We start from the raw sequence: 22,192 nt of genomic DNA on the forward strand, positions 1-22,192 counted from the left end.
GATGGTGGGGCGTGCAGGATTCGAACCTGCGACCAATTGATTAAAAGTCAACTGCTCTACCAACTGAGCTAACGCCCCGAGTGGTGGGTGATGACGGGATCGAACCGCCGACCCCCTCCTTGTAAGGGAGGTGCTCTCCCAGCTGAGCTAATCACCCGATACTGCGCTGGATACTATCTACTGCTTTCACCGTGCCCACCATAAATGATGGTGGGGCGTGCAGGATTCGAACCTGCGACCAATTGATTAAAAGTCAACTGCTCTACCAACTGAGCTAACGCCCCGGTGGTGGGTGATGACGGGATCGAACCGCCGACCCCCTCCTTGTAAGGGAGGTGCTCTCCCAGCTGAGCTAATCACCCGATACTACGCTGGATACTGCTTTAAGTGGTGGGTCGTGCAGGATTCGAACCTGCGACCAATTGATTAAAAGTCAACTGCTCTACCAACTGAGCTAACGACCCACTTTTTTCGCCACTTTCAGGATGTTTGATATCCCTTGGCAACGGCGGCATATATTACTGAATTCAGAATTCAGCGCAACAAATATTTCGACAAAGATCACTTAACTGCTTATGTTTCATGCGGCAAGACCAGAAATAAAACAATTTCTGGTCTTACTTCGCGCATTACAGCCCACTAAGACGTTTTTGCGCCTGTTTTGCACCATCGGTACCTGGGTATTTGCTGACAACCTGCTGGTATACCGCTTTTGCTTTAGCGGTATCACCCTTGTCCTGCATGATGACCCCAACCTTAAACATCGCGTCAGCCGCCTTTGGCGACTTCGGATAGTTTTTCACCACCGACGCAAAATAGTACGCCGCATCATCTTTTTTACCCTTGTTGTAATTCAGCTGCCCCAGCCAATAATTTGCATTCGGCTGGTAGGTTGAATCAGGGTATTTTTTGACGAAGTTCTGAAACGCAGCAATGGCATCATCCTGGCGAGCGTTATCCTTCACCAGCGCGATAGCCGCGTTGTAATCGGTATTGGCATCACCCGTCTGTACCGGCACACCAGAAGCTGCTGCAGGGGCATTACCGCCCGCAGATGCTGCTGGAGCCGCCGCTGCAGGCGCTGCACCGCTCTGGTCGCCCGTCGCTGGAGCTGCACCACCACCGCCGTTCAGGCTGTCAATCTGCAGCATAATCTGCTTTTGACGATCGACGACCTGATTCAGCTGGTACTGACTTTCCTGGATCTGTCCGCGGAGAGCGTCAATATCAGTCTGATTATCGGAGAGTTGCTGCTGGAGTTGGGTTAAAAGCTGACTGTGAGCGTTAGAAATACGCTCGAGTTGGGTGACACGGTCTTCGACCGAGCCTGAGCCGACACTACTGATTGGCGCCTGAGCAAAAGCGGCCCAGGGGGCCGCTATGCCAACCAGTAACGACAGACTCAACATGTGATGTCTGAAGTTACTGCTCATGCAATTCTCTTAGTAAACCAGTACGGCACGACGGTTTTTGGAGTAAGCCGCTTCGTCGTGACCCAGTACTGCAGGTTTTTCTTTACCGTAAGAAACGATGGAGATCTGGTCAGCAGAAACGCCTTTACCTTGCAGGTACATTTTAACAGCGTTTGCACGACGTTCACCCAGGGAGATGTTGTACTCAGGAGTACCACGTTCGTCCGCGTGACCTTCTACGGTGACTTTGTAAGATGGGTTGCTACGCAGGAAGTTAGCGTGAGCATCCAGCATCGCAGCGAAGTCAGAACGGATATCGTACTTGTCCAGATCGAAGTAAACGATGTTGTTCTGCTGCAGCTGCTGCATCTGAAGGCGAGCTTGCTCTTCAGAAGACATGTTGCCGCTACCGTTCGCATCCATACCAGTGCCGGCACCCAGCATGCCTTCGCCGCTCTGGTCATTGCTAGCGTTCTTGTTAGAAGAACATGCCGCGATTGCCATAACAGGCAGAGCGATCATCAGCCCTTTCAGCACTTTGTTCAGTTGCATTTCTATGATTCCTTTAGTAATCAATTAATTATTATTACAGATACGGCGACCAGGCAGGGAATTTGACCTGTCCATCAGTTGCCGGAAGACGCGCTTTGAAACGCCCATCTGTAGAAACCAGATTCAGCACGGATCCCATCCCCTGAGAAGAGCTGTAGATAACCATAGTGCCGTTAGGTGCCAGACTTGGCGTTTCGTCCAGGAACGTTGACGACAGTACTTGTACGCCACCCGCTACCAGATCCTGCTTAGCAATGTGCTGCTGGCCGTTAGCCGAGCTGACCATTACCATAAACTTGCCGTCGCTGCTGACATCAGCATCCTGGTTCTGTGAACCTTCCCAGGTAATACGCTGCGGAGCACCGCCGTTGACGTTAACTTTATACACCTGTGGACGACCGGCCTGGTCAGACGTAAATGCCAGGTTCTGGCTGTCCGGGAACCAGGTTGGTTCAGTGTTGTTGCTGCGACCGTTGGTCACTTGACGAATCTGACCAGAGCCCAGGTCCATCACGTACAGGTTCAGGCTACCGGTTTTCGACAGTGCGAATGCCAGTTTAGAACCATCAGGCGAGAACGCTGGCGCGCCGTTGTGCTGCGGGAACGAGGCAATCTGACGCACTGCGCCGTTAGCCAGGGTCTGCACCACCAACGCTGAGCGACCGCTTTCGAAGGTCACATAAGCCACTTTAGAACCGTCCGGAGACCATGCTGGAGACATCAGCGGCTGCGGAGAACGGTGAACCACGAACTGGTTGTAGCCGTCGTAGTCAGAAACGCGCAACTCATACGGGAACTGGCCGCCGTTGGTCTGAACAACGTAAGCAATACGGGTACGGAACGCGCCTTTGATGCCCGTCAGCTTCTCGAACACTTCGTCACTGGCAGTGTGACCGGCATAACGCAGCCACTGCTTGTTAACTTTGTAGGTGTTCTGTGCCAGCACGGAGCCAGGGGCACCGCCGGTATCCACCAGTTGATAAGAGACATTATAGCTGCCATCAGCGTTAGGGCTCACCTGCCCGACAACAACGGCATCAATGCCCAGCGCAGACCATGCGGCTGGCTGAACTTCCTGAGCGCTGCCCGGCTGCTGCGGCAGACGAGAACGATCTAATGGGTTAAATTTCCCGCTGTTACGCAGGTCGGCGCCCACAATGCCGCCGATATCTTCAGGCGCAGCACCTGGCCCCGCCCACTGGAAAGGAACGACACCAATTGGGCGTGCCGAGTCCACCCCCTGGGTGATCTCGATACGTACTTCTGCGTGCAGCACGGCTGCCCACAGCATCAGAAAACCAAACGCTACTCGTAATGCCTGCTTCATCATTTCTCCCTTATCCAGGCGGAAAGCCCACGATAATTTAGCAGAATGTTAACAAACTAAAATACACAAAACTACCAAAACCCTGCGACGATCTCGCCATTATTTTTCGCGTACTTCCGCGAAAAATAATTACTATGGCTTGAAGTCCAGCGGCGCATTTTTAAAGGTCTGCCAGATCGCTTGTGACGGCGGTTTCGGGAACTTGGTCATCCGGTTTGTCGCTGCCAGCATCTGCTGGCAGAACGCCGGATCGCCGCCTTCCGTCTTCACGCTGAGCACGGTGCCATCTTCAGCCAGGTTCACACGCAACGTACAGGTCTTCCCTTGATAGGTATCCCAGTCATACAGATGACCTTTGATCGCCGCCTGAACCTGAGCAATATAGGACGCAATTTCAGCCTGCGACGCACCGCCCTGCCCTGGCTTATTACCTTTAGCAGGAGAGTTACCACCTGCGCTACCGCTGGTATTGCCTTTCGGCGCATTCTTACCAGAGCTGAGATCACCCAGCAGGTCGTCAACGCCGGAAGAAGCAGCGGCTTTCTCAGCGGCAGCCTTTTTCGCGGCGGCGGCTTTGTCAGCGGCAGCTTTCTTGTCCGCAGCCGCTTTTTCAGCAGCGGCGGCTTTCTTATCTGCAGCCGCTTTGGCAGCAGCAGCGGCCTTATCGGCAGCGGCTTTTTCAGCGGCAGCAGCAGCCTTCTCGGCAGCAGCAGCGGCTTTCTCTTCCGCGGCTTTTTCAGCTGCCGCTTTCTTCGCTGCTTCGGCTGCCGCTTTCTTCTCGGCATCCGCAGCCGCTTTCGCGGCGGCAGCTTCGGCTACCTTTTTAGCATCGGCAGCCGCTTTCGCTGCTTCCGCTTCTGCTTTTTTCTGCGCATCAGCAGCGGCTTTTTTCGCAGCTTCTGCCGCGACTTTAGCCTGAGCATCGGCTTTTGCTTTGGCATCAGCGGCCGCTTTCACCGCCGCATCAGCTGCAGCTTTTGCCTGGGCATCCGCCTTCGCTTTTGCATCGGCCGCTGCTTTTGCCGCCGCTTCTTCAGCCTGCTTCTGCTGCTGCTGTGCTTCTTTGGCCGCTTCCTGAGCCTGCAAACGCTCTTTTTCCAGCGCTTTTAAACGTTCCTGTTCGGCAGCCTGTTTTTCACGTAACTCTTCAGCCTGCTGCTGAGCCTGCTTTTCACGTTGCTCTTGCGCACGTTTCGAGCTGGATTGCTGCTGCTGTTGACGATTATAGTTCTCAACGACCGCGCCGGGATCGACCATGACGGCGTCGATGGACGAACCGCCACCGCCGCCCGCAGAAGCCTCTATATGCTCATCGAACGAGCTCCAGATCAGCGCCGCAAACAGAATGACGTGCAGCACTGCTGAAATAATTATCGCTCGTTTAAGCTTGTCGTTTTGTTCGGTTGCCTTTGACACTCTCGGTTCCCAAAAACTGTTCACCCGTTACTTAATAACGCGCGCAACAGGCCGGAAGCGGCCTGTCACCCTGCGCGTTTGCGCGGCATATCGCAGGTTAAATTGGCTGAGTCATTAACCCGACCGATTTCACCCCGGCGCTGTGTAACAGGTTAAGCGCTTTAATTATTTCATCGTAAGGCACGTCTTTCGCGCCCCCAATTAAGAAGACCGTTTTCGGATTCGCCTGTAAGCGGCGCTGCGCTTCTGCAACAACCTGTTCAGGCGGCAGTTGCGGCATCTTCTCCTGACCGACGTTCACGCTGTATTGTCCAACACCGGACACTTCAACGATAACCGGCGGTTCATCGTTACTGCTTACCGCCTGCGATTCGGTTGCATCAGGAAGATCCACTTCCACGCTCTGCGTAATGATCGGCGCTGTCGCCATAAAGATCAGCAGCAGTACCAACAACACATCCAGCAGCGGAACGATGTTAATTTCGGACTTCAGTTCGCGACGCCCGCGTCCACGTGCTCTGGCCATGGCTTACCCCTTGTTGCTCTCGCTGACGGTAAAAGCCTGACGGTGCAGAATGGCGGTGAACTCTTCCATAAAGTTGTCGTAGTTCAGTTCCAGTTTGTTCACGCGTTGGTTCAGGCGGTTGTACGCCATAACCGCTGGAATTGCCGCAAACAGACCAATAGCGGTGGCGATCAGCGCTTCCGCGATCCCTGGTGCAACCATCTGCAGCGTAGCCTGTTTCACCGCGCCCAGCGCGATAAAGGCGTGCATGATCCCCCATACGGTACCAAACAGGCCGATATAAGGACTGATGGAACCCACGGTGCCGAGGAACGGAATATGCGTTTCCAGCGTTTCCAGTTCGCGGTTCATGGAGATACGCATCGCACGCGAGGCCCCTTCCACAATCGCTTCCGGCGCATGGCTGTTCGCACGGTGTAAGCGCGCAAACTCTTTAAAGCCGCTGTAGAAGATCTGCTCCGATCCCGCGAGGTTTTCGCGACGCCCCTGGCTCTCCTGATACAGGCGAGACAGCTCGATACCGGACCAGAATTTATCTTCAAACGCTTCAGCTTCGCGGCTTGCCGCGTTGAGGATGCGCGTTCTCTGGATGATGATGGCCCAGGAGGCGATTGAAAAACCAATCAAAATCAACATGATAAGTTTAACCAGAAGGCTAGCCTTCAGGAACAAATCAAGGATGTTCATGTCAGTCACTGCTTAAACTCCGCGACAATAGACTTGGGAAGCGCACGAGGCTTCATGATGAGTGGATCAACACAGACAATCAGGACTTCTGCTTCGTTCAGTACCTTATTCTCAGCGTTGACAATTCGCTGCGTGAACACCATGGAGGTACCACGCATTGATGTAATTTCTGTCTGGACTTCGAGCATATCGTCGAGTCGGGCAGCCGCAAAATACTCCAGCGTCATTTTACGCACAACAAAGGCCACCCTCTCCGCCAGCAGAACCTGCTGACTGAAGTGGTGGTGCCGCAGCATCTCTGTGCGTGCTCTTTCATAGAAAGCGACATAGCTAGCGTGGTAAACCACACCACCGGCGTCGGTATCTTCGTAATAGACCCGAACCGGCCATCGAAACAGCGTTGTATTCACTTTACATCCCAGTAATGCAAAAAATTTTTGGGTTTTTGAACTTCGCTACTATACGCGCGGGAAAGATGGTTTGGAATGGGGGGAAGTAAACGGAGAGTAAATTTTTATGGGCTTATGCAAGCCCATTATCATCAGGCGATAATTTTCAACGATAGAAGAAGAAAATCAAACCAGCCAGCAGTACCAGATCGGCGATGAGCGGACAAAAAATCCCCTGCCAGTGAACCGTACGCAGACGGAAGCCTACGCCGTGGATCACCCCTGCACACACTGACCACATCAACAAGAAACCGTGCCAGATTTCCAGTTCGCTGGTCTTCGCCGCGAAACGCGTCGGATCCCAGAAGATGCAGCCTGCCAGCAGCAGGGCCATAACAAGGGAAAGCGCCCGCAAGGGGCGCTTATCCATTATCGCGTATAACATTGCGATAACATTTTTCATCAGTGCTTTTCTTCACCCGCTTTGGTTGCTTCGACGTGCTCTAACGCCAGCGCGGTGATCACGCCGAATGCACAGGCAAGAAGCGTTCCCAAAATCCATGCGAAATACCACATATTCAGCTCCTTACTTAGTACAGAGAGTGGGTGTTGCGTTCGATGTCTTCTTTGGTGATGCGACCGAACATTTTCCAGTAACACCAGGTGGTGTAGGCCAGAATAATCGGCACGAAGACAGCGGCGACATAGGTCATCAGGTTCAGCGTCATCTGGCTAGACGTCGCATCCCACATGGTCAGGCTCGCGTTCATCATTGTGCTGGAAGGCATAATGAACGGGAACATAGCAATACCAGCGGTCAGGATAATGCACGCCAGCGTCAGTGAGGAGAACAGGAACGCCCACGCGCCTTTATCCGCCTTGGTGGTCAGGATAGTCAGCAGCGGCAGCACCACGCCCAGAGCAGGAATCGCCCACAGCGCTGGCATGTTGTTGAAGTTCACCATCCACGCACCGGCTTCACGCGCCACTTCCTTCGTCAGCGGGTTAGACGGGCCGGAGTGATCCAGAACCGATTTCACCACATAGCCATCAATGCCGTAGTAAACCCAGACGCCCGCCAGTGCGAAGCACACCAGGGTTACCAGCGCCGTCACCATAGAGACGTTGCGGGTACGCAGGTGCAGTTCGCCCACGGTACGCATCTGCAGGTAGGTTGCGCCCTGCGTCAGGATCATCGCGACGCTAACAATACCCGCCAGCAAACCAAACGGGTTCAGCAGCTGGAAGAAGTTACCGGTGTAGTACAGACGCATGTATTCATCGACGTGGAACGGTACGCCCTGCAGCAGGTTACCGAACGCGACGCCAATCACCAGCGGCGGCACGAAGCTACCGATGAAGATGCCCCAGTCCCACATGTTGCGCCAGCGGGTGTCTTCAATCTTAGAGCGGTAGTCAAAACCGACCGGACGGAAGAACAAGGACGCCAGCACCAGAATCATCGCCACATAGAAGCCGGAGAAGGCAGCGGCATACACCATCGGCCACGCAGCGAACAGCGCGCCACCGGCGGTGATGAGCCACACCTGGTTACCGTCCCAGTGCGGAGCGATGGAGTTAATCATGATTCGACGCTCGGTGTCGTTACGACCGAGGAAGCGGGTGAGCATGCCCACCCCCATGTCGAAGCCATCGGCGACGGCAAAACCAATCAGCAGAATGCCAATCAGTAGCCACCAGATAAAACGCAATACTTCATAATCGATCATTTGACGACTCCTGTCTTAGCGTGCCGGCTGAGCGGTAGGCTGCTCATAGTGGTAACGACCGGTTTTCAGGCTGCTAGGTCCACGGCGAGCGAATTTGAACATCAGGTACAGCTCCGCCACGAGGAACAGGGTGTACAGGCCGCAAATCAACACCATCGAGAAGATCAGGTCGCCCGCGGTCAGGCTGGAGTTCGCGACTGCCGTCGGCAGCACCTCACCAATCGCCCACGGCTGACGGCCGTATTCCGCCACAAACCAGCCGGATTCGATAGCAATCCACGGCAGCGGAATCGCGTACAGCGCGGTGCGCAGCAGCCATTTTTTCTCGCCAATCTTGTTACGAATGACCGTCCAGAAGGAGGTCGCAATAATCAGCAGCATCAGGATGCCGCAGCCCACCATGATACGGAACGCAAAGTACAGCGGCGCAACGCGTGGGATAGAATCTTTGGTTGCCATCTGGATCTGTGCTTCAGTCGCATCAGATACGTTCGGCGTATAGCGCTTCAGCAGCAAACCGTAGCCCAGGTCTTTCTTCACGTGGTTAAACTCATCGCGAATGGCCTGGTCGGTAGAGCCGCTACGCAGTTGCTCAAGCAGTGCATACGCCTTCATACCGTTACGGATACGCTCTTCGTGCTGCACCATCAGATCTTTCAGACCGGTAACCTGCTTATCAACAGAACGGGTCGCGATGATGCCCAGCGCGTAAGGAATTTGAATGGCGAAGTGGTTTTCCTGCGCATCCTGGTCAGGAATACCAAACAGGGTAAAGGCGGCCGGTGCTGGCTGCGTTTCCCACTCGGCTTCAATCGCAGCCAGTTTGGTTTTCTGTACGTCACCCATTTCGTAACCGGATTCATCACCCAGAACGATAACGGAGAGGATAGCCGCCATGCCGAAGCTGGCTGCAATCGCGAAGGAACGCTTAGCGAAGGCGAAGTCACGGCCGCGCAGCATGTAGTAGGAGCTGATACCGAGAACGAACATCGCGCCGCAGACGTAGCCAGATGCCACGGTATGGACGAATTTCACCTGAGCGACTGGGTTCAGGACCAGCTCGGAGAAGCTGACCATTTCCATACGCATGGTTTCGAAGTTGAAATCAGATGCAATCGGGTTCTGCATCCAGCCGTTCGCCACGAGGATCCACAGTGCAGACAGGTTGGAGCCCAGGGCTACCAGCCAGGTCACCGCCATGTGCTGGACTTTACCCAGACGATCCCAACCGAAGAAGAACAGACCTACAAAGGTAGATTCGAGGAAGAAGGCCATCAGACCTTCGATGGCCAGCGGCGCACCGAAGATATCGCCCACGTAGTGGGAATAGTACGACCAGTTAGTCCCGAACTGGAACTCCATGGTCAGACCGGTAGCCACACCCAGCGCAAAGTTGATACCAAACAACTTGCCCCAGAACTTGGTCATATCTTTATAAATCTGTTTGCCGGAAAGGACGTAAACCGTTTCCATGATTGCCAGCAGGAACGCCATACCGAGCGTTAGCGGAACAAACAGGAAGTGGTACATCGCGGTCAAGGCAAACTGTAAGCGCGACAGTTCGACTATATCTAACATCATGACTCCTTGCTCATCGCATGAAGACTCCGAGAATGAACCCGTAGACCGGGATTCAAACACATGCCCCAATACAAATTGATTTGTCCCCTTCCCTACAACCGCCCCTTGGTGAGCACCGGAAACAGCCATAAGCGAAAGTTACAAACGTGTTAATAAAAAACTCAATTGATCCCTAAAATATATTACGCTGTAAAACCCTTACAATAAACAGGTTTTTATTGGAGAAGTTTTACGTTTTTCGACGGTGATCAATTTATAGCGAATCAAGCATTATCCAGCCAGTTTGATCCACGACAATTTAGCCGTTTTAGCCACCGATAGCCAGTGATTACATATTGATTTAAATCAACTTAACGCGAGATTGTTAATTATGTTTTTAATTGAATATTATGATGAACAAAATGTTAACGATGTGTTTTTAATTTGACTTTGATGGTTATCAAATGAAGTGAAATTAGACGTGGAGGTAATTAGATTTAACCTTGCCAGGTGCGAATAAGCACAATTCCCCCGTATAGTTTAAAGTAGACCGTCCCTCATTTTTTTCCACATCGCACATTGCATTATGATGCAAATAACATTTCATTTACTTTAAATATTAATAAATTAACATTTGTAGATATCAGCGCCGTTTCCACCCTGCTGACAAATGATTTTGTTCGGCTATTGTTTGCACAAAAAAAAGGCGACAGTAACTGACGCAGATAAAATTAACCCACGTGTACAACGTTGCAACAATCTGGGAGGGGGAACGACAAAAAAAAGGCCACCCAAGGGCGGCCAACCATGTCGAAACAAGACATATAAGGCTCCCTCTTCCCTGTATGCAGCGGGAATTCAGTGAGGGAGCAGAGAGGATTACTTAATGACGGACTTCAGCGCTTCACCGATGTCAGCCAGGCTGCGAACGGTCTTCACGCCAGCGGCTTCCAGGGCAGCAAATTTCTCATCAGCGGTACCTTTACCACCGGCAATGATGGCACCTGCGTGGCCCATACGCTTGCCTTTTGGCGCGGTAACGCCTGCGATGTAGCCAACAACCGGCTTGGTGACGTGTTCTTTGATGTAGGCCGCCGCTTCTTCTTCCGCGCTACCACCGATTTCACCGATCATCACGATCGCTTCGGTCTGCGGGTCTTCCTGGAACAGCTTCAGGATATCGATGAAGTTAGAGCCTGGGATCGGGTCGCCGCCGATGCCCACACAGGTAGACTGGCCGAAACCGTAGTCAGTGGTCTGCTTAACCGCTTCGTAAGTCAGGGTGCCGGAACGGGAGACGATACCCACTTTACCTGGCTTGTGAATGTGACCCGGCATGATGCCGATTTTGCATTCGCCCGGGGTGATAACACCTGGGCAGTTCGGGCCAATCATGCGCACGCCGGCTTCATCCAGTTTCACCTTCACGGTCAGCATATCCAGCGTAGGGATACCTTCGGTGATGGTGATGATCAGTTTGATGCCTGCATCGATAGCTTCCAGGATGGAGTCTTTGCAGAATGGTGCTGGAACGTAGATAACGGTGGCGGTTGCGCCCGTTGCTTCTACCGCTTCACGCACGGTATTGAACACTGGCAGGCCCAGATGAGTGGTGCCGCCTTTGCCTGGGGTTACGCCGCCAACCATCTGCGTACCGTAAGCAATCGCTTGTTCGGAGTGGAAAGAACCCTGGCTACCGGTGAAGCCCTGGCAGATAACCTTGGTGTTTTTATCGATTAAAATGGACATTATTTCCCCTCCACTGCGGCAACAACCTGCTGTGCTGCGTCCGTCAGACTTTTCGCTGCAATAATATTCAGGCCGCTGTCAGCCAGTTTCTTCGCGCCGAGTTCGGCGTTGTTGCCTTCCAGACGAACAACAACCGGGACGTTAACGCCCACTTCTGCTACCGCGCCGATGATACCGTCAGCGATCAGGTCGCAACGTACGATACCGCCGAAGATGTTAACCAGAACGGCTTTAACATTGTCATCAGAGAGGATGATTTTAAACGCTTCAGTCACGCGCTCTTTGGTTGCGCCGCCGCCAACGTCCAGGAAGTTCGCTGGTTCGCCGCCGTGCAGTTTAACGATGTCCATGGTGCCCATTGCCAGGCCCGCACCGTTAACCATGCAACCGATGTTGCCATCAAGCGCAACGTAGTTCAGTTCCCACTGTGCAGCCTGCGCTTCACGCGGGTCTTCCTGAGACTGGTCACGCATTTCGCGCAGGTCAGCCTGACGGAACAGTGCGTTGCCGTCAGCGCCCAGTTTGCCGTCGAGGCAGATCAGGTCGCCCTGCTTGGTCACGACCAGCGGGTTGATTTCGATAAGCGCCAGGTCGCGCTCCAGGAAAATCGTTGCCAGACCCATGAAGATCTTGGTGAACTGCTGAACCTGTTTACCTTCCAGACCCAGTTTGAACGCCAGTTCACGACCCTGGTAAGGCATTGGGCCTGCCAGCGGATCCAGCGCAACTTTGTGGATCAGGTGCGGGGTTTCTTCCGCCACTTTTTCAATTTCTACGCCGCCTTCGGTAGAGGCCATAAAGACCACGCGACGGGAGCTACGGTCAACAACCGCGCCCAGGTACAGTTCTTTACCGATGTCGGTCGCGGCTTCAACCAGAATCTGGTTAACCGGCTGGCCGTGTGCATCCGTCTGGTAGGTTACCAGGCGTTTGCCCAGCCAATGTTCTGCAAAAGCGCGAATGTCTTCTTTAGAGTTTACGACCTTCACACCGCCCGCTTTACCGCGGCCACCAGCGTGAACCTGACATTTCACTACCCACGGGCCAGCGCCGATTTTTGAAGCGGCTTCTTCTGCTTCACGCGGAGTAGTACAGGCATAACCCACCGGAGCCGGTAAGCCATAGCGGGCAAAGAGTTGTTTTGCCTGATATTCATGTAAGTTCATGTGTTCTATCCATCCTATAAAATGTTGTTGAGTTGTTGTCTGGAACTCTGGTGGGCCTCCCGGCGTCACTCCGTTCGGCCGGGCTACAATTTCGTAGCCCGGCCGAGCGAAAGCGACGCCGGGGTTATCCCAAACCTACACGTCCAGCAGAAGACGGGTTGGATCTTCTAACAGCTCTTTAATTGCCACCAGGAAGCCTACAGACTCGCGCCCATCGATCAGACGGTGGTCATAGGACAGTGCCAGGTACATCATCGGCAGAATTTCCACTTTGCCATCAACCGCCATAGGACGGTCTTTAATGGCGTGCATACCCAGAATCGCGCTCTGAGGCGGGTTGATAATCGGGGTAGACATCAGGGAACCGAAGACGCCGCCGTTGGTAATAGTGAAGTTACCACCGGTCAGATCTTCGACAGTCAGTTTGCCGTCGCGGCCTTTCAGCGCCAGCTCTTTAATGTTCTTCTCAATGTCAGCCATGCCGAGTGCATCAACGTCACGCAGGACTGGGGTCACCAGGCCACGCGGCGTAGACACCGCCATGCTCACATCGAAGTAGTTGTGGTAAACCACGTCTTCGCCATCGATAGACGCGTTCACTTCTGGGTAGCGTTTCAGCGCTTCAACTACGGCTTTCACGTAGAAGGACATGAAGCCCAGACGGATACCGTGACGTTTTTCAAACGCGTCACCGTACTGCTTACGCAGGTCCATGATTGGTTTCATGTTGACTTCGTTGAAGGTCGTCAGCATCGCGGTAGAGTTTTTCGCTTCCAGCAGACGCTCAGCTACGCGTTTACGCAGACGGGTCATCGGAACACGTTTCTCGGAGCGACCTGCCAGCGGTGCAACCGGCGCTGCAGCAACCGCAGCCGGTGCAGCAGCGGCTTTCGCTGGTGCTTTCGCCAGATGTTTTTCAACGTCTTCACGGGTCAGACGACCGCCAACACCGGTGCCTTTAATTGCGCTGGCATCGAGGCTGTGCTCAGCCAGCAGGCGACGGATCGCCGGGCTCAGCGCATCGTTGTTCTGTTCTTCCAGTGAAGCCTGTTGGCGCTGAGCCGGAGTCGACTCTTTGCTTTCAGATTTCGCGCTGGTTTCTTTACCACCGCTGTTGCCTTCACGCAGGCGACCCAGGATTTGACGGGAGGTGACGGTAGTACCTTCATCTTCCAGAACGGCATCCAGAATGCCATCCGCCGACGCCGGTACTTCCAGTACCACTTTGTCAGTTTCGATTTCTACCAGCACCTCATCACGAACTACCGCATCGCCCGGTTTTTTGTGCCAGGTTGCTACGGTCGCATCTGCTACGGATTCAGGCAGGTCAGGGACCAGAATATCTACGCTACTCATTTTGTATCCTTAATTAATCGACGTTCAGCGCGTCATTGACCAGATCTTGTTGCTGCTTCTGGTGAACGGACATATACCCTACCGCCGGCGAGGCGGAGGCTGGGCGACCTGCGTAACGCAGACCAGCACCAAATGGAATCACATCACGGAAATGATGTTGGCTGCAGTACCATGCGCCCTGGTTAAGCGGCTCTTCCTGGCACCAGACAAAATCATGCACGTGAGCATAAGCTTTCAGCACTTCTTGTACCGCCTGGTGCGGGAACGGATACAGCTGTTCGATACGCACGATAGCGACATCTTTCTGGTCGTTCTTGCGACGCTGTTCCAGCAGGTCGTAGTAAACCTTACCAGAACACAGCACGACGCGTTTCACGACTCTAGGATCCAGCTCATCAATCTCCCCGATGGCCGGCATAAAGGTGCCGTTTGCCAGTTCGTCCAGCGTAGAGACCGCCAGCGGGTGACGCAGCAGAGACTTCGGCGACATGACCACCAGCGGACGGCGCATCCCGCGCAGCGCCTGACGACGCAGCATGTGATAAACCTGTGCCGGGGTGGACGGTACGCAAACCTGCATGTTTTGCTGTGCGCAAAGCTGCAGATAACGTTCCAGACGCGCAGAGGAGTGCTCCGGACCCTGACCTTCATAACCGTGTGGCAGCAGCATAACCAGACCGCACATACGGCCCCATTTCTGCTCGCCGGAGGAGATGAACTGGTCGATAACCACCTGCGCACCGTTGGCGAAGTCGCCGAACTGGGCTTCCCAGATGGTCAGGGTGCGTGGCTCAGCCGTCGCGTAACCATATTCGAATGCCAGGACCGCTTCTTCAGACAGTACGGAGTCCCACACCTTAAATACGCCCTGCCCGTTATGCACGTGCTGCAGCGGGGTGTAGGTGGAACCGTTAGACTGGTTATGGATAACCGCGTGACGGTGGAAGAAGGTGCCGCGACCGGCATCTTCACCGGACAGACGGACTGGAATGCCTTCATCGACCAGCGTGGCGTACGCCAGGTTTTCCGCGCCGCCCCAATCGAACAGCTTCTCGCCCGCCGCCATTGCCTGACGGTCGCCGTAGATTTTCGCTACGCGAGATTGCATTTCAATGGCATCAGGTACGGTACTGATACGGTTAGCCAGCTCCTGCAGGCGCTTCATCTCAACCTTGTTCGGGTAGCTTTCGTCCCACTCATGGTTGAGGTATGGCGACCAGGTAAAGGAGTGCAGGTTCATTGGACGCCACTCTTTCACCACGCATTCGCCCGCGTCCAGCGCATCGCGATACAGGTTAACCATCTCGGTGGCATCTTCCAGCGTCGCGACTTTGTCCGCTTCCAGCTTGTCAGCATAGATTTTACGCGGGGTCGGATGCTTTTTGATTTTCTGGTACATCAGCGGCTGGGTTGCGCTTGGCTCGTCGGCTTCGTTATGGCCGTGACGGCGGTAGCACACCAGGTCGATGAACACATCACGTTTAAAGGTGTTACGGAAATCCAGCGCCAGACGGGTAACGAAAGCCACAGCTTCCGGGTCATCCGCGTTCACGTGGAAGATTGGCGCCATCACCATCTTACCGATATCGGTACAGTATGGCGTTGAACGCGCATCCAGCGGGTTAGACGTGGTGAAGCCCACCTGGTTGTTAATCACGATGCGAACGGTACCGCCCACTTCGTAACCACGCGCTTTGGACATGTTCAGGGTTTCCTGAACCACGCCCTGACCGGTTACCGCGGCGTCGCCGTGGATGGTAATCGGCAGAACTTTATTGCTACTTGGCTCGTCCAGACGGTCAAGGCGCGCACGGACGGAACCGATAACCACTGGGCTTACGATTTCGAGGTGCGACGGGTTAAACGCCAGCGCCAGGTGTACCAGGCCACCTTCGGTTTCGATGTCGGAGGAGAAGCCCATGTGGTACTTCACGTCACCGGTGCCGAGGTGTTCTTTATGCTTGCCGGAGAACTCGTCGAACAGCTCCTGGGACTGTTTACCCAGAACGTTGATCAGCACGTTCAGACGACCGCGGTGCGCCATACCCAGCACCACTTCACGGGTACCGCTCTTGCCCGCATGGCGGATCATCTCTTTGAGCATCGGTACCAACGCATCGCCGCCTTCCAGCGAGAAGCGTTTTGCGCCTGGGAATTTCGCGCCCAGGTAGCGCTCCAGACCTTCTGCCGCAGTCAGTTCACTCAGGAAGCGTTTTTTCTCTTCTGCAGTAAAGGTGGCATGCCCCGCTTCAAAACGCTGTTGGATCCAACGTTTCTCTTCGGTGTTCGTGATGTGCATGTATTCCGCGCCGATGTGGCCGCAGTAGGTCTGTTTGAGAGCATCAATCAGATCGCCGAGCTTCATCGTGTCTTTGCCGATGGCGAAAGAACCTACGTTAAAGCTCTCCTGGAAGTCGGCCTCAGTCAGATCGTGGAAAGCGGGATCTAAATCAGCCACTTTATCCTGCTGCCACAGTCCCAGCGGATCGAGGATCGCGTTCTGGTGACCACGGAAGCGATAAGCGTTGATAAGCTGCAGGACTTTAACCTGCTTCGCATTCGTGTCAGGGTCGGAAATCGAAGAAGAGTAACGTGAGGCATCCTTCGCCAGACGACGGAAATAATCACGTGTTTTGGAATGAAATTGATCCGGTTTGACTCCGGTACCAGGTAACTGCTGGAACATTGAACGCCAGTGAGCGTCGACAGAGTCAGGATCGGTTAAGAAGTCTTCATAGAGCTGTTCTATCCAACTCTGGTTCGCGCCAGAGAGGTAAGAAGAGTCCAGCCAGGCTTTCATTGCGCCGTTCTGCATCGTGATCCCTTAAGCATCTTATGCTTATTTCGCCGTGGATAACTACGACGTACGCCGATATAGCACACGTCCCAGGGTTCACTTGCGAGCTCTTGTATTTGCACTGGCCCGCGAAGGAACCTTTAGAAACTGTCTTAAGCGCTTTGCGCTCACCCTTTCTCATGAGAGAAAGCAGATTTGGCAGTTTTTAAAGGTTTCCTGCATGTTATCCCCTCTCCTTATGGGAGAGGGGAACAGGGTATTACGCACTACGTTGCAGCAGCATCGACTTAATATGGCCGATGGCGCGCGTCGGGTTCAGCCCCTTAGGACATACACTGACGCAGTTCATGATGCTATGGCAGCGGAATACGCTGAAAGCGTCACTTAACCCTTCCAGGCGGCTGTCGGTTTCGGTATCGCGGCTATCAATCAAGAAGCGATACGCAGCCAGCAGGCCTGCCGGGCCGATAAACTTGTCCGGGTTCCACCAGAACGACGGGCAAGAGGTCGAACAGCATGCGCAGAGAATACACTCGTACAGACCATCGAGTTTCTCACGCTGCTCTGGCATCTGCAGATGCTCACGAGCCGGAGGATTTTGCCCATTATTCAACAAGTAAGGCTTAATCTTCTCATACTGTGCGTAGAATTGCCCCATGTCTACCACCAAATCGCGGATAACCGGCAGACCAGGCAGTGGACGGATAACAATTTTCTTGCCCGGCTGATTCAGCGCGGAGATCGGCGTGATGCACGCCAGACCGTTTTTCCCGTTCATGTTCAGGCCGTCAGAACCACATACCCCTTCACGGCAGGAGCGGCGGAACGACAGGCTTGGATCTTTTTCTTTCAGCTGCATCAATGCATCCAGCAGCATCATGTCGCGACCTTCTTCCGCTTCCAGGGTGTAATCCTGCATGCGCGGAGCATCGTCAACGTCCGGGTTATAACGATAAACTGAAAACTCGAGTTTCATAATCCTGTCTCCGCATTAATAAGTACGAATCTTCGGCGGGAATGCCGGACGCAGTTTCGGTTCCATATTGACGCTACGACGCGTCATGGATTCCGACTCTGGCAGATACAGGGAATGGCACAGCCAGTTTTCATCATCACGATCCGGGAAGTCGAAGCGGCTATGTGCGCCACGGCTTTCGGTACGGAAGTTTGCAGACACCGCGGTGGCGTAAGCCGTTTCCATCAGGTTATCCAGCTCCAGACACTCTACGCGCTGGGTGTTGAATTCGCTTGAGGTGTCATCCAGACGGGCATTTTTCAGACGCTCGCGAATCGCTTTCAGCTGCTCAAGACCTTTGGCCATCGCATCGCCTTCACGGAATACCGAGAAGTTATGCTGCATACATTCCTGCAGCGCTTTGCGAATTTCGACCGGGTCTTCACCGTCACGGTTACCGTTCCAGCGATTCAGACGTTCCAGAGAAGCGTCAATCTCTTCTTCGGTCGCGTCGCGCAGTTCGCCCTGTTCAGCGATGGATTCCTGCAGATGCAGGCCAACCGCACGACCGAAGACCACCAGGTCAAGCAGCGAGTTGCCACCCAGACGGTTCGCACCGTGAACGGATACGCAGGCAATTTCACCTACCGCGAACAGACCAGGAATCACCACGTCTTCGCCTTGCTCATTCACGGTCAGTGCCTGGCCGCTCACTTTGGTCGGAATACCGCCCATCATGTAGTGGCAGGTTGGGATAACCGGGATAGGTTCTTTAACCGGGTCAACGTGTGCGAAGGTACGAGACAGTTCCAGGATACCCGGCAGACGGGATTCCAGCACTTCTTTACCCAGGTGATCCAGCTTCAGCTTGGCGTGTGGACCCCATGGGCCGTCACAGCCGCGACCTTCACGGATTTCGATCATGATGGAACGCGCCACCACGTCACGACCCGCGAGGTCTTTCGCGTTCGGCGCATAACGCTCCATGAAGCGCTCGCCGTGTTTGTTCAGCAGATAACCACCTTCACCACGGCAGCCTTCTGTCACCAGAACGCCCGCGCCGGCGATACCGGTTGGGTGGAATTGCCACATTTCCATATCCTGCACCGGAACACCGGCACGGATAGCCATACCAACACCGTCACCGGTATTGATGTGGGCGTTAGTGGTGGACTGATAGATACGCCCTGCCCCGCCGGTTGCCAGCACGGTTGCACGGGCTTTGAAGTAAACCACTTCACCGGTTTCGATACACAGCGCGGTACAACCCACCACTGCGCCATCGGCATTTTTCACCAGGTCCAGCGCATACCACTCGGAGAAAATAGTGGTGTGGTTTTTCAAATTCTGTTGATAAAGCGTGTGCAGCAGGGCGTGACCGGTACGGTCAGCTGCCGCTGCGGTACGTGCCGCCTGCTCGCCGCCGAAGTTTTTCGACTGGCCGCCAAACGGACGTTGATAGATGGTCCCATTCTCCAGACGGGAGAACGGCAGGCCCATATGATCCAGCTCCAGAATCGCTTCCGGGCCGGTCTTACACATGTATTCAATAGCGTCCTGGTCACCGATGTAGTCCGACCCTTTTACGGTGTCGTACATGTGCCATTCCCAGTTATCTTCATGGGTATTACCGAGCGCAACGGTGATACCACCCTGCGCAGATACGGTATGGGAACGGGTCGGGAACACTTTAGACAGCAGCGCACAAGTCTGGCCGCTTTGGGAAATTTGCAGCGCCGCGCGCATACCTGCGCCACCGGCACCAATCACAACAGCATCAAATTCTCTGACTGGCAGTTTCATCACACACCCCACACCGCAACAAATCCATAGATAACGTAAACCAACAGGGCCACAACAATAACCAGTTGCAGCGTCAGGCGCAGAGCCAGTGGTTTAACGTAGTCGGTTAACACCTGCCACATGCCGATCCAGGCATGAATCAAGATTGAGACCAGAGCCAGCAGGGTGAACACTTTGGTGAACGCAGAGGCAAAGAAACCGCTCCAGATTTCCCAGGTCACTTCACCGTGCGTCGCAAAAAAGCCCACCATGTAGATGATGTACAGAGTCAGGACAATAGCGGTGGCGCGGACGAGGATGAAGTCATGTACGCCGTTGCGTCCTAATGCTGAGGCGTTGCTTACCATACGAGGACTCCTGCAAGAATTGAAAGCACGACAGTAATAACAAAAGAGATTTTCGCAGAGCGCTGACCGGCTTCGAGAGTTTCTTCGATATAACCGAAATCCATTAACACGTGACGAATACCCACAACCGCATGGTACGCCAGCGCAGTGAGGATGCCCCACATAATGAATTTAACGAAGAAGCTGCTCATGATGGAGGAAGCGGTCTGGAAGCCTTCCGGGGAGGAGAGACTGGTGCCCAGCAACCATAGCAGAATACCGACCGCCACAAACGTGATCACACCGGATACGCGATGGAGAATGGACGCTATCGCTGTTATAGGGAACCGGATTGTTGTCAAATCCAGATTGACAGGTCTTTGTTTTTTCACATTTCTTATCATGAATAACGCCCACATGCTGTTCTTATTATTTCCTTCCTCCGGTCCGCAGGCGGGTCAAGCAGCGTCCTTTCTATAACTTCGCGTCATGGTTAAATCTGCTCACAGATGCTAAATCGACACGTTAAAACGCTGGGTGGCTCGGGATTGCAGGGTATTCCGGAGACCTGGCGGCAGTATAGGCTGTTCACAAAATCATTACAATTAACCTACATATAGTTTGTCCGGTTTTATGCAGAACAGTGATCATGCTCACGATTAAAACAATTTTTTAAAAATTAATCACGTGATTTGACAAATATTAAACATTATTGTTACAACCATCACCTGTAAAAGCATATAATGCTCAAAAGTTATGGGGTCACTCTTTCACCTGATAATAAGTTATGTAACAGTGTGACGGTATTGACCGAACTTATCAGGACAGTTATTAGTGTTGTACAGGTTTGAATCATCGGATTGCTAAGACCCTGATTTGCTGTTGTTTCACTGTAGATTAGACGTGCACCGTCAAGCGCCCTTGCTCTGTACCCTCGCGTTATCTTTACCGCAGAGCCGTGAGCCAAATAACAAACTGGCAACGTCGAACTATGTTTTGAATTGCAAATCCGGCATCCAGCAGTCTTAAGCAAAAAGGCGCTAAGGAGACCGTAAATGGCTGATACGAAGGCAAAAATCACTCTATCGGGTGATACTGCTATTGAACTGGATGTGCTAAAAGGCACGCTCGGTCAGGATGTTCTTGATATCCGTAGTCTGGGTTCGAAAGGCATTTTTACCTTTGACCCTGGTTTTACCTCTACCGCATCTTGCGAGTCTAAGATTACTTTTATTGATGGCGACGAAGGGATCTTGCTGCACCGTGGCTTCCCTATCGATCAGCTAGCCACAGAATCTAACTATCTCGAAGTGTGCTACATCCTGCTGTACGGTGAAAAACCGTCCCAGGCTGAGTTTGACGAGTTCACCACTACCGTGACTCGCCACACCATGATCCACGAGCAGATCACTCGCTTATTCCATGCGTTCCGTCGCGACTCTCACCCAATGGCGGTGATGTGCGGTATTACCGGCGCACTGGCAGCGTTCTATCACGACTCCCTGGATGTAAATAACCCGCGTCACCGCGAGATTGCTGCATTCCGCCTGCTGTCGAAAATGCCGACCATGGCCGCGATGTGCTACAAATATTCCATCGGTCAACCGTTCGTCTATCCACGTAACGACCTCTCCTACGCCGGGAACTTCCTGCGTATGATGTTTGCGACTCCTTGCGAAGATTACGAAGTGAACCCGGTTCTGGAACGCGCGATGGATCGTATTCTGATCCTGCACGCTGACCACGAGCAGAACGCGTCCACCTCTACCGTCCGTACCGCTGGCTCTTCTGGTGCTAACCCGTTCGCCTGTATCGCTGCCGGTATCGCTTCTCTGTGGGGGCCAGCACACGGTGGCGCCAACGAAGCAGCACTGAAGATGCTGGAAGAGATCAGCTCCGTTGAGCACATCCCTGAGTTCGTGCGTCGTGCGAAAGATAAGAACGACTCTTTCCGTCTGATGGGCTTCGGCCACCGCGTGTACAAGAACTACGACCCGCGTGCCACCGTGATGCGTGAAACCTGTCACGAAGTGCTGAAAGAGCTGGGTACCAAAGATGACCTGCTGGAAGTGGCGATGGAGCTTGAGCACATTGCGCTGAACGACCCGTACTTCATCGAGAAGAAACTGTATCCGAACGTCGATTTCTACTCCGGTATCATCCTGAAAGCGATGGGTATTCCATCGTCCATGTTTACCGTTATCTTCGCGATGGCGCGTACCATTGGCTGGATTGCTCACTGGAACGAAATGCACACCGACGGCATGAAGATTGCGCGTCCTCGTCAGCTGTACACCGGCTACGAGCAGCGTGATTTCAAATCAGATCTCAAGAAGTAATCGAGAGTTTGAAAGTCAAAAAGCGCCTGCGGGCGCTTTTTTTATGGCTGCGGTGTGGTGATTTTCCCGGGGTCGCTGCGCTCACCCGGGCTACAGCCATGC

The 22,192-nt window shown here is 53.6% G+C and carries 21 protein-coding genes and 5 tRNA genes; 2 read left to right on the plus strand and 24 right to left on the minus strand.

Going from position 1 to position 22,192, the window contains the following annotated elements; all coding sequences use genetic code 11:
* Positions 1-2: 2 nt before the first annotated feature.
* From HII27_RS20605 to sdhC, 24 genes are all read right to left on the minus strand, one after another.
* Positions 3-78, minus strand: a tRNA-Lys gene (locus HII27_RS20605).
* Positions 79-81: 3 nt separating this feature from the next.
* Positions 82-157: transfer RNA gene (locus HII27_RS20610), tRNA-Val, on the minus strand.
* A gap of 51 nt (positions 158-208) precedes the next feature.
* Positions 209-284 (minus strand) — tRNA-Lys (locus HII27_RS20615).
* 2 nt (positions 285-286) lie between these two features.
* Positions 287-362, minus strand: a tRNA-Val gene (locus HII27_RS20620).
* Between the two features lie 26 nt (positions 363-388).
* Positions 389-464: transfer RNA gene (locus tag HII27_RS20625), tRNA-Lys, on the minus strand.
* Between the two features lie 165 nt (positions 465-629).
* On the minus strand, positions 630-1,433 hold the full coding sequence (cpoB, locus tag HII27_RS20630) for a cell division protein CpoB (protein WP_185669326.1): 804 nt from the start codon (positions 1,431-1,433) through the stop codon (positions 630-632).
* A gap of 9 nt (positions 1,434-1,442) precedes the next feature.
* Positions 1,443-1,964, minus strand: coding sequence for a peptidoglycan-associated lipoprotein Pal (gene pal / locus HII27_RS20635; RefSeq protein WP_185669327.1), 522 nt, complete (start codon positions 1,962-1,964; stop codon positions 1,443-1,445).
* 34 nt (positions 1,965-1,998) lie between these two features.
* Positions 1,999-3,291, minus strand: a complete 1,293-nt coding sequence (tolB, locus tag HII27_RS20640; RefSeq protein ID WP_185669366.1) for a Tol-Pal system beta propeller repeat protein TolB — start codon at positions 3,289-3,291, stop codon at positions 1,999-2,001.
* A 132-nt stretch (positions 3,292-3,423) separates the two neighbouring features.
* The gene (gene tolA, locus HII27_RS20645; RefSeq protein ID WP_185669328.1) at positions 3,424-4,707 is read right to left on the minus strand and encodes a cell envelope integrity protein TolA; all 1,284 of its coding nucleotides are present in this window, start codon (positions 4,705-4,707) and stop codon (positions 3,424-3,426) included.
* A gap of 97 nt (positions 4,708-4,804) precedes the next feature.
* Positions 4,805-5,233 (minus strand): colicin uptake protein TolR, encoded by a 429-nt coding sequence (gene tolR, locus HII27_RS20650; protein WP_035892731.1) that lies wholly within the window; start codon positions 5,231-5,233, stop codon positions 4,805-4,807.
* Positions 5,234-5,236: 3 nt separating this feature from the next.
* Positions 5,237-5,929 carry a Tol-Pal system protein TolQ gene (gene tolQ / locus HII27_RS20655; protein ID WP_185669329.1) on the minus strand — a complete coding sequence of 231 codons (693 nt, stop codon included), beginning with the start codon at positions 5,927-5,929 and terminating at the stop codon, positions 5,237-5,239.
* Positions 5,926-6,330 (minus strand): tol-pal system-associated acyl-CoA thioesterase, encoded by a 405-nt coding sequence (gene ybgC, locus HII27_RS20660; RefSeq protein WP_035892730.1) that lies wholly within the window; start codon positions 6,328-6,330, stop codon positions 5,926-5,928. The genes tolQ and ybgC overlap by 4 nt, the downstream gene beginning before the upstream one ends.
* 145 nt (positions 6,331-6,475) lie before the next feature.
* On the minus strand, positions 6,476-6,772 hold the full coding sequence (gene ybgE / locus HII27_RS20665; RefSeq protein WP_035892729.1) for a cyd operon protein YbgE: 297 nt from the start codon (positions 6,770-6,772) through the stop codon (positions 6,476-6,478).
* A complete protein-coding gene (gene cydX, locus HII27_RS20670) occupies positions 6,772-6,885 on the minus strand; it encodes a cytochrome bd-I oxidase subunit CydX (protein ID WP_003858598.1) in 114 nt (37 codons plus the stop codon). The genes ybgE and cydX overlap by 1 nt, the downstream gene beginning before the upstream one ends.
* 14 nt (positions 6,886-6,899) lie before the next feature.
* On the minus strand, positions 6,900-8,039 hold the full coding sequence (gene cydB / locus HII27_RS20675) for a cytochrome d ubiquinol oxidase subunit II (RefSeq protein ID WP_185669330.1): 1,140 nt from the start codon (positions 8,037-8,039) through the stop codon (positions 6,900-6,902).
* A gap of 15 nt (positions 8,040-8,054) precedes the next feature.
* The gene (gene cydA / locus HII27_RS20680; RefSeq protein WP_185669367.1) at positions 8,055-9,617 is read right to left on the minus strand and encodes a cytochrome ubiquinol oxidase subunit I; all 1,563 of its coding nucleotides are present in this window, start codon (positions 9,615-9,617) and stop codon (positions 8,055-8,057) included.
* Between the two features lie 861 nt (positions 9,618-10,478).
* Positions 10,479-11,348 (minus strand): succinate--CoA ligase subunit alpha, encoded by an 870-nt coding sequence (gene sucD, locus HII27_RS20685; protein WP_166514885.1) that lies wholly within the window; start codon positions 11,346-11,348, stop codon positions 10,479-10,481.
* Positions 11,348-12,514 (minus strand): ADP-forming succinate--CoA ligase subunit beta, encoded by a 1,167-nt coding sequence (sucC, locus tag HII27_RS20690; RefSeq protein ID WP_003022927.1) that lies wholly within the window; start codon positions 12,512-12,514, stop codon positions 11,348-11,350. Before sucC ends, sucD begins: the two co-directional genes overlap by 1 nt.
* A gap of 135 nt (positions 12,515-12,649) precedes the next feature.
* Entirely contained in the window at positions 12,650-13,870 is a 1,221-nt protein-coding gene (odhB, locus tag HII27_RS20695) for a 2-oxoglutarate dehydrogenase complex dihydrolipoyllysine-residue succinyltransferase (RefSeq protein WP_185669331.1), read from the minus strand.
* A 13-nt stretch (positions 13,871-13,883) separates the two neighbouring features.
* Positions 13,884-16,685 (minus strand): 2-oxoglutarate dehydrogenase E1 component, encoded by a 2,802-nt coding sequence (sucA, locus tag HII27_RS20700; RefSeq protein WP_185669332.1) that lies wholly within the window; start codon positions 16,683-16,685, stop codon positions 13,884-13,886.
* Positions 16,686-16,926: 241 nt separating this feature from the next.
* Positions 16,927-17,643 (minus strand): succinate dehydrogenase iron-sulfur subunit SdhB, encoded by a 717-nt coding sequence (gene sdhB / locus HII27_RS20705; RefSeq protein WP_035892722.1) that lies wholly within the window; start codon positions 17,641-17,643, stop codon positions 16,927-16,929.
* Positions 17,644-17,658: 15 nt separating this feature from the next.
* Positions 17,659-19,425: a succinate dehydrogenase flavoprotein subunit gene (gene sdhA, locus HII27_RS20710; RefSeq protein ID WP_185669333.1), complete on the minus strand. Its 1,767-nt coding sequence runs from the start codon at positions 19,423-19,425 to the stop codon at positions 17,659-17,661.
* Positions 19,425-19,772: a succinate dehydrogenase membrane anchor subunit gene (sdhD, locus tag HII27_RS20715; protein WP_185669334.1), complete on the minus strand. Its 348-nt coding sequence runs from the start codon at positions 19,770-19,772 to the stop codon at positions 19,425-19,427. The genes sdhA and sdhD overlap by 1 nt, the downstream gene beginning before the upstream one ends.
* Positions 19,766-20,170 carry a succinate dehydrogenase cytochrome b556 subunit gene (sdhC, locus tag HII27_RS20720; protein WP_185669335.1) on the minus strand — a complete coding sequence of 135 codons (405 nt, stop codon included), beginning with the start codon at positions 20,168-20,170 and terminating at the stop codon, positions 19,766-19,768. The genes sdhD and sdhC overlap by 7 nt, the downstream gene beginning before the upstream one ends.
* A 324-nt stretch (positions 20,171-20,494) precedes the next feature.
* Here sdhC and HII27_RS27625 point away from each other — a divergent pair, with 324 nt between their 5' ends.
* Positions 20,495-20,602, plus strand: a complete 108-nt coding sequence (locus HII27_RS27625; protein WP_438268729.1) for a hypothetical protein — start codon at positions 20,495-20,497, stop codon at positions 20,600-20,602.
* A gap of 204 nt (positions 20,603-20,806) precedes the next feature.
* Positions 20,807-22,090 (plus strand): citrate synthase, encoded by a 1,284-nt coding sequence (locus HII27_RS20725; protein ID WP_185669336.1) that lies wholly within the window; start codon positions 20,807-20,809, stop codon positions 22,088-22,090.
* Positions 22,091-22,192 lie beyond the last annotated feature (102 nt).

Origin of the sequence: Kluyvera sichuanensis (assembly GCF_014218705.1) — a bacterium.
Taxonomy (GTDB): Bacteria; Pseudomonadota; Gammaproteobacteria; order Enterobacterales; family Enterobacteriaceae; genus Kluyvera; species Kluyvera sichuanensis.

Excerpts from the sequence above, each read along its gene's own strand:
- cpoB (WP_185669326.1), bottom strand. The coding sequence starts at position 1,433 with ATGAGCAGTAACTTCAGACATCACATGTTGAGTCTGTCGTTACTGGTT.
- pal (WP_185669327.1), bottom strand. The coding sequence starts at position 1,964 with ATGCAACTGAACAAAGTGCTGAAAGGGCTGATGATCGCTCTGCCTGTT.
- tolB (WP_185669366.1), bottom strand. The coding sequence starts at position 3,291 with ATGAAGCAGGCATTACGAGTAGCGTTTGGTTTTCTGATGCTGTGGGCA.
- tolR (WP_035892731.1), bottom strand. The coding sequence starts at position 5,233 with ATGGCCAGAGCACGTGGACGCGGGCGTCGCGAACTGAAGTCCGAAATT.
- ybgE (WP_035892729.1), bottom strand. The coding sequence starts at position 6,772 with ATGAAAAATGTTATCGCAATGTTATACGCGATAATGGATAAGCGCCCC.
- cydX (WP_003858598.1), bottom strand. The coding sequence starts at position 6,885 with ATGTGGTATTTCGCATGGATTTTGGGAACGCTTCTTGCCTGTGCATTC.
- cydB (WP_185669330.1), bottom strand. The coding sequence starts at position 8,039 with ATGATCGATTATGAAGTATTGCGTTTTATCTGGTGGCTACTGATTGGC.
- cydA (WP_185669367.1), bottom strand. The coding sequence starts at position 9,617 with ATGTTAGATATAGTCGAACTGTCGCGCTTACAGTTTGCCTTGACCGCG.
- sucD (WP_166514885.1), bottom strand. The coding sequence starts at position 11,348 with ATGTCCATTTTAATCGATAAAAACACCAAGGTTATCTGCCAGGGCTTC.
- sucC (WP_003022927.1), bottom strand. The coding sequence starts at position 12,514 with ATGAACTTACATGAATATCAGGCAAAACAACTCTTTGCCCGCTATGGC.
- odhB (WP_185669331.1), bottom strand. The coding sequence starts at position 13,870 with ATGAGTAGCGTAGATATTCTGGTCCCTGACCTGCCTGAATCCGTAGCA.
- sucA (WP_185669332.1), bottom strand. The coding sequence starts at position 16,685 with ATGCAGAACGGCGCAATGAAAGCCTGGCTGGACTCTTCTTACCTCTCT.
- sdhB (WP_035892722.1), bottom strand. The coding sequence starts at position 17,643 with ATGAAACTCGAGTTTTCAGTTTATCGTTATAACCCGGACGTTGACGAT.
- sdhA (WP_185669333.1), bottom strand. The coding sequence starts at position 19,425 with ATGAAACTGCCAGTCAGAGAATTTGATGCTGTTGTGATTGGTGCCGGT.
- sdhD (WP_185669334.1), bottom strand. The coding sequence starts at position 19,772 with ATGGTAAGCAACGCCTCAGCATTAGGACGCAACGGCGTACATGACTTC.
- sdhC (WP_185669335.1), bottom strand. The coding sequence starts at position 20,170 with ATGTGGGCGTTATTCATGATAAGAAATGTGAAAAAACAAAGACCTGTC.
- HII27_RS27625 (WP_438268729.1), top strand. The coding sequence starts at position 20,495 with ATGCTCAAAAGTTATGGGGTCACTCTTTCACCTGATAATAAGTTATGT.
- HII27_RS20725 (WP_185669336.1), top strand. The coding sequence starts at position 20,807 with ATGGCTGATACGAAGGCAAAAATCACTCTATCGGGTGATACTGCTATT.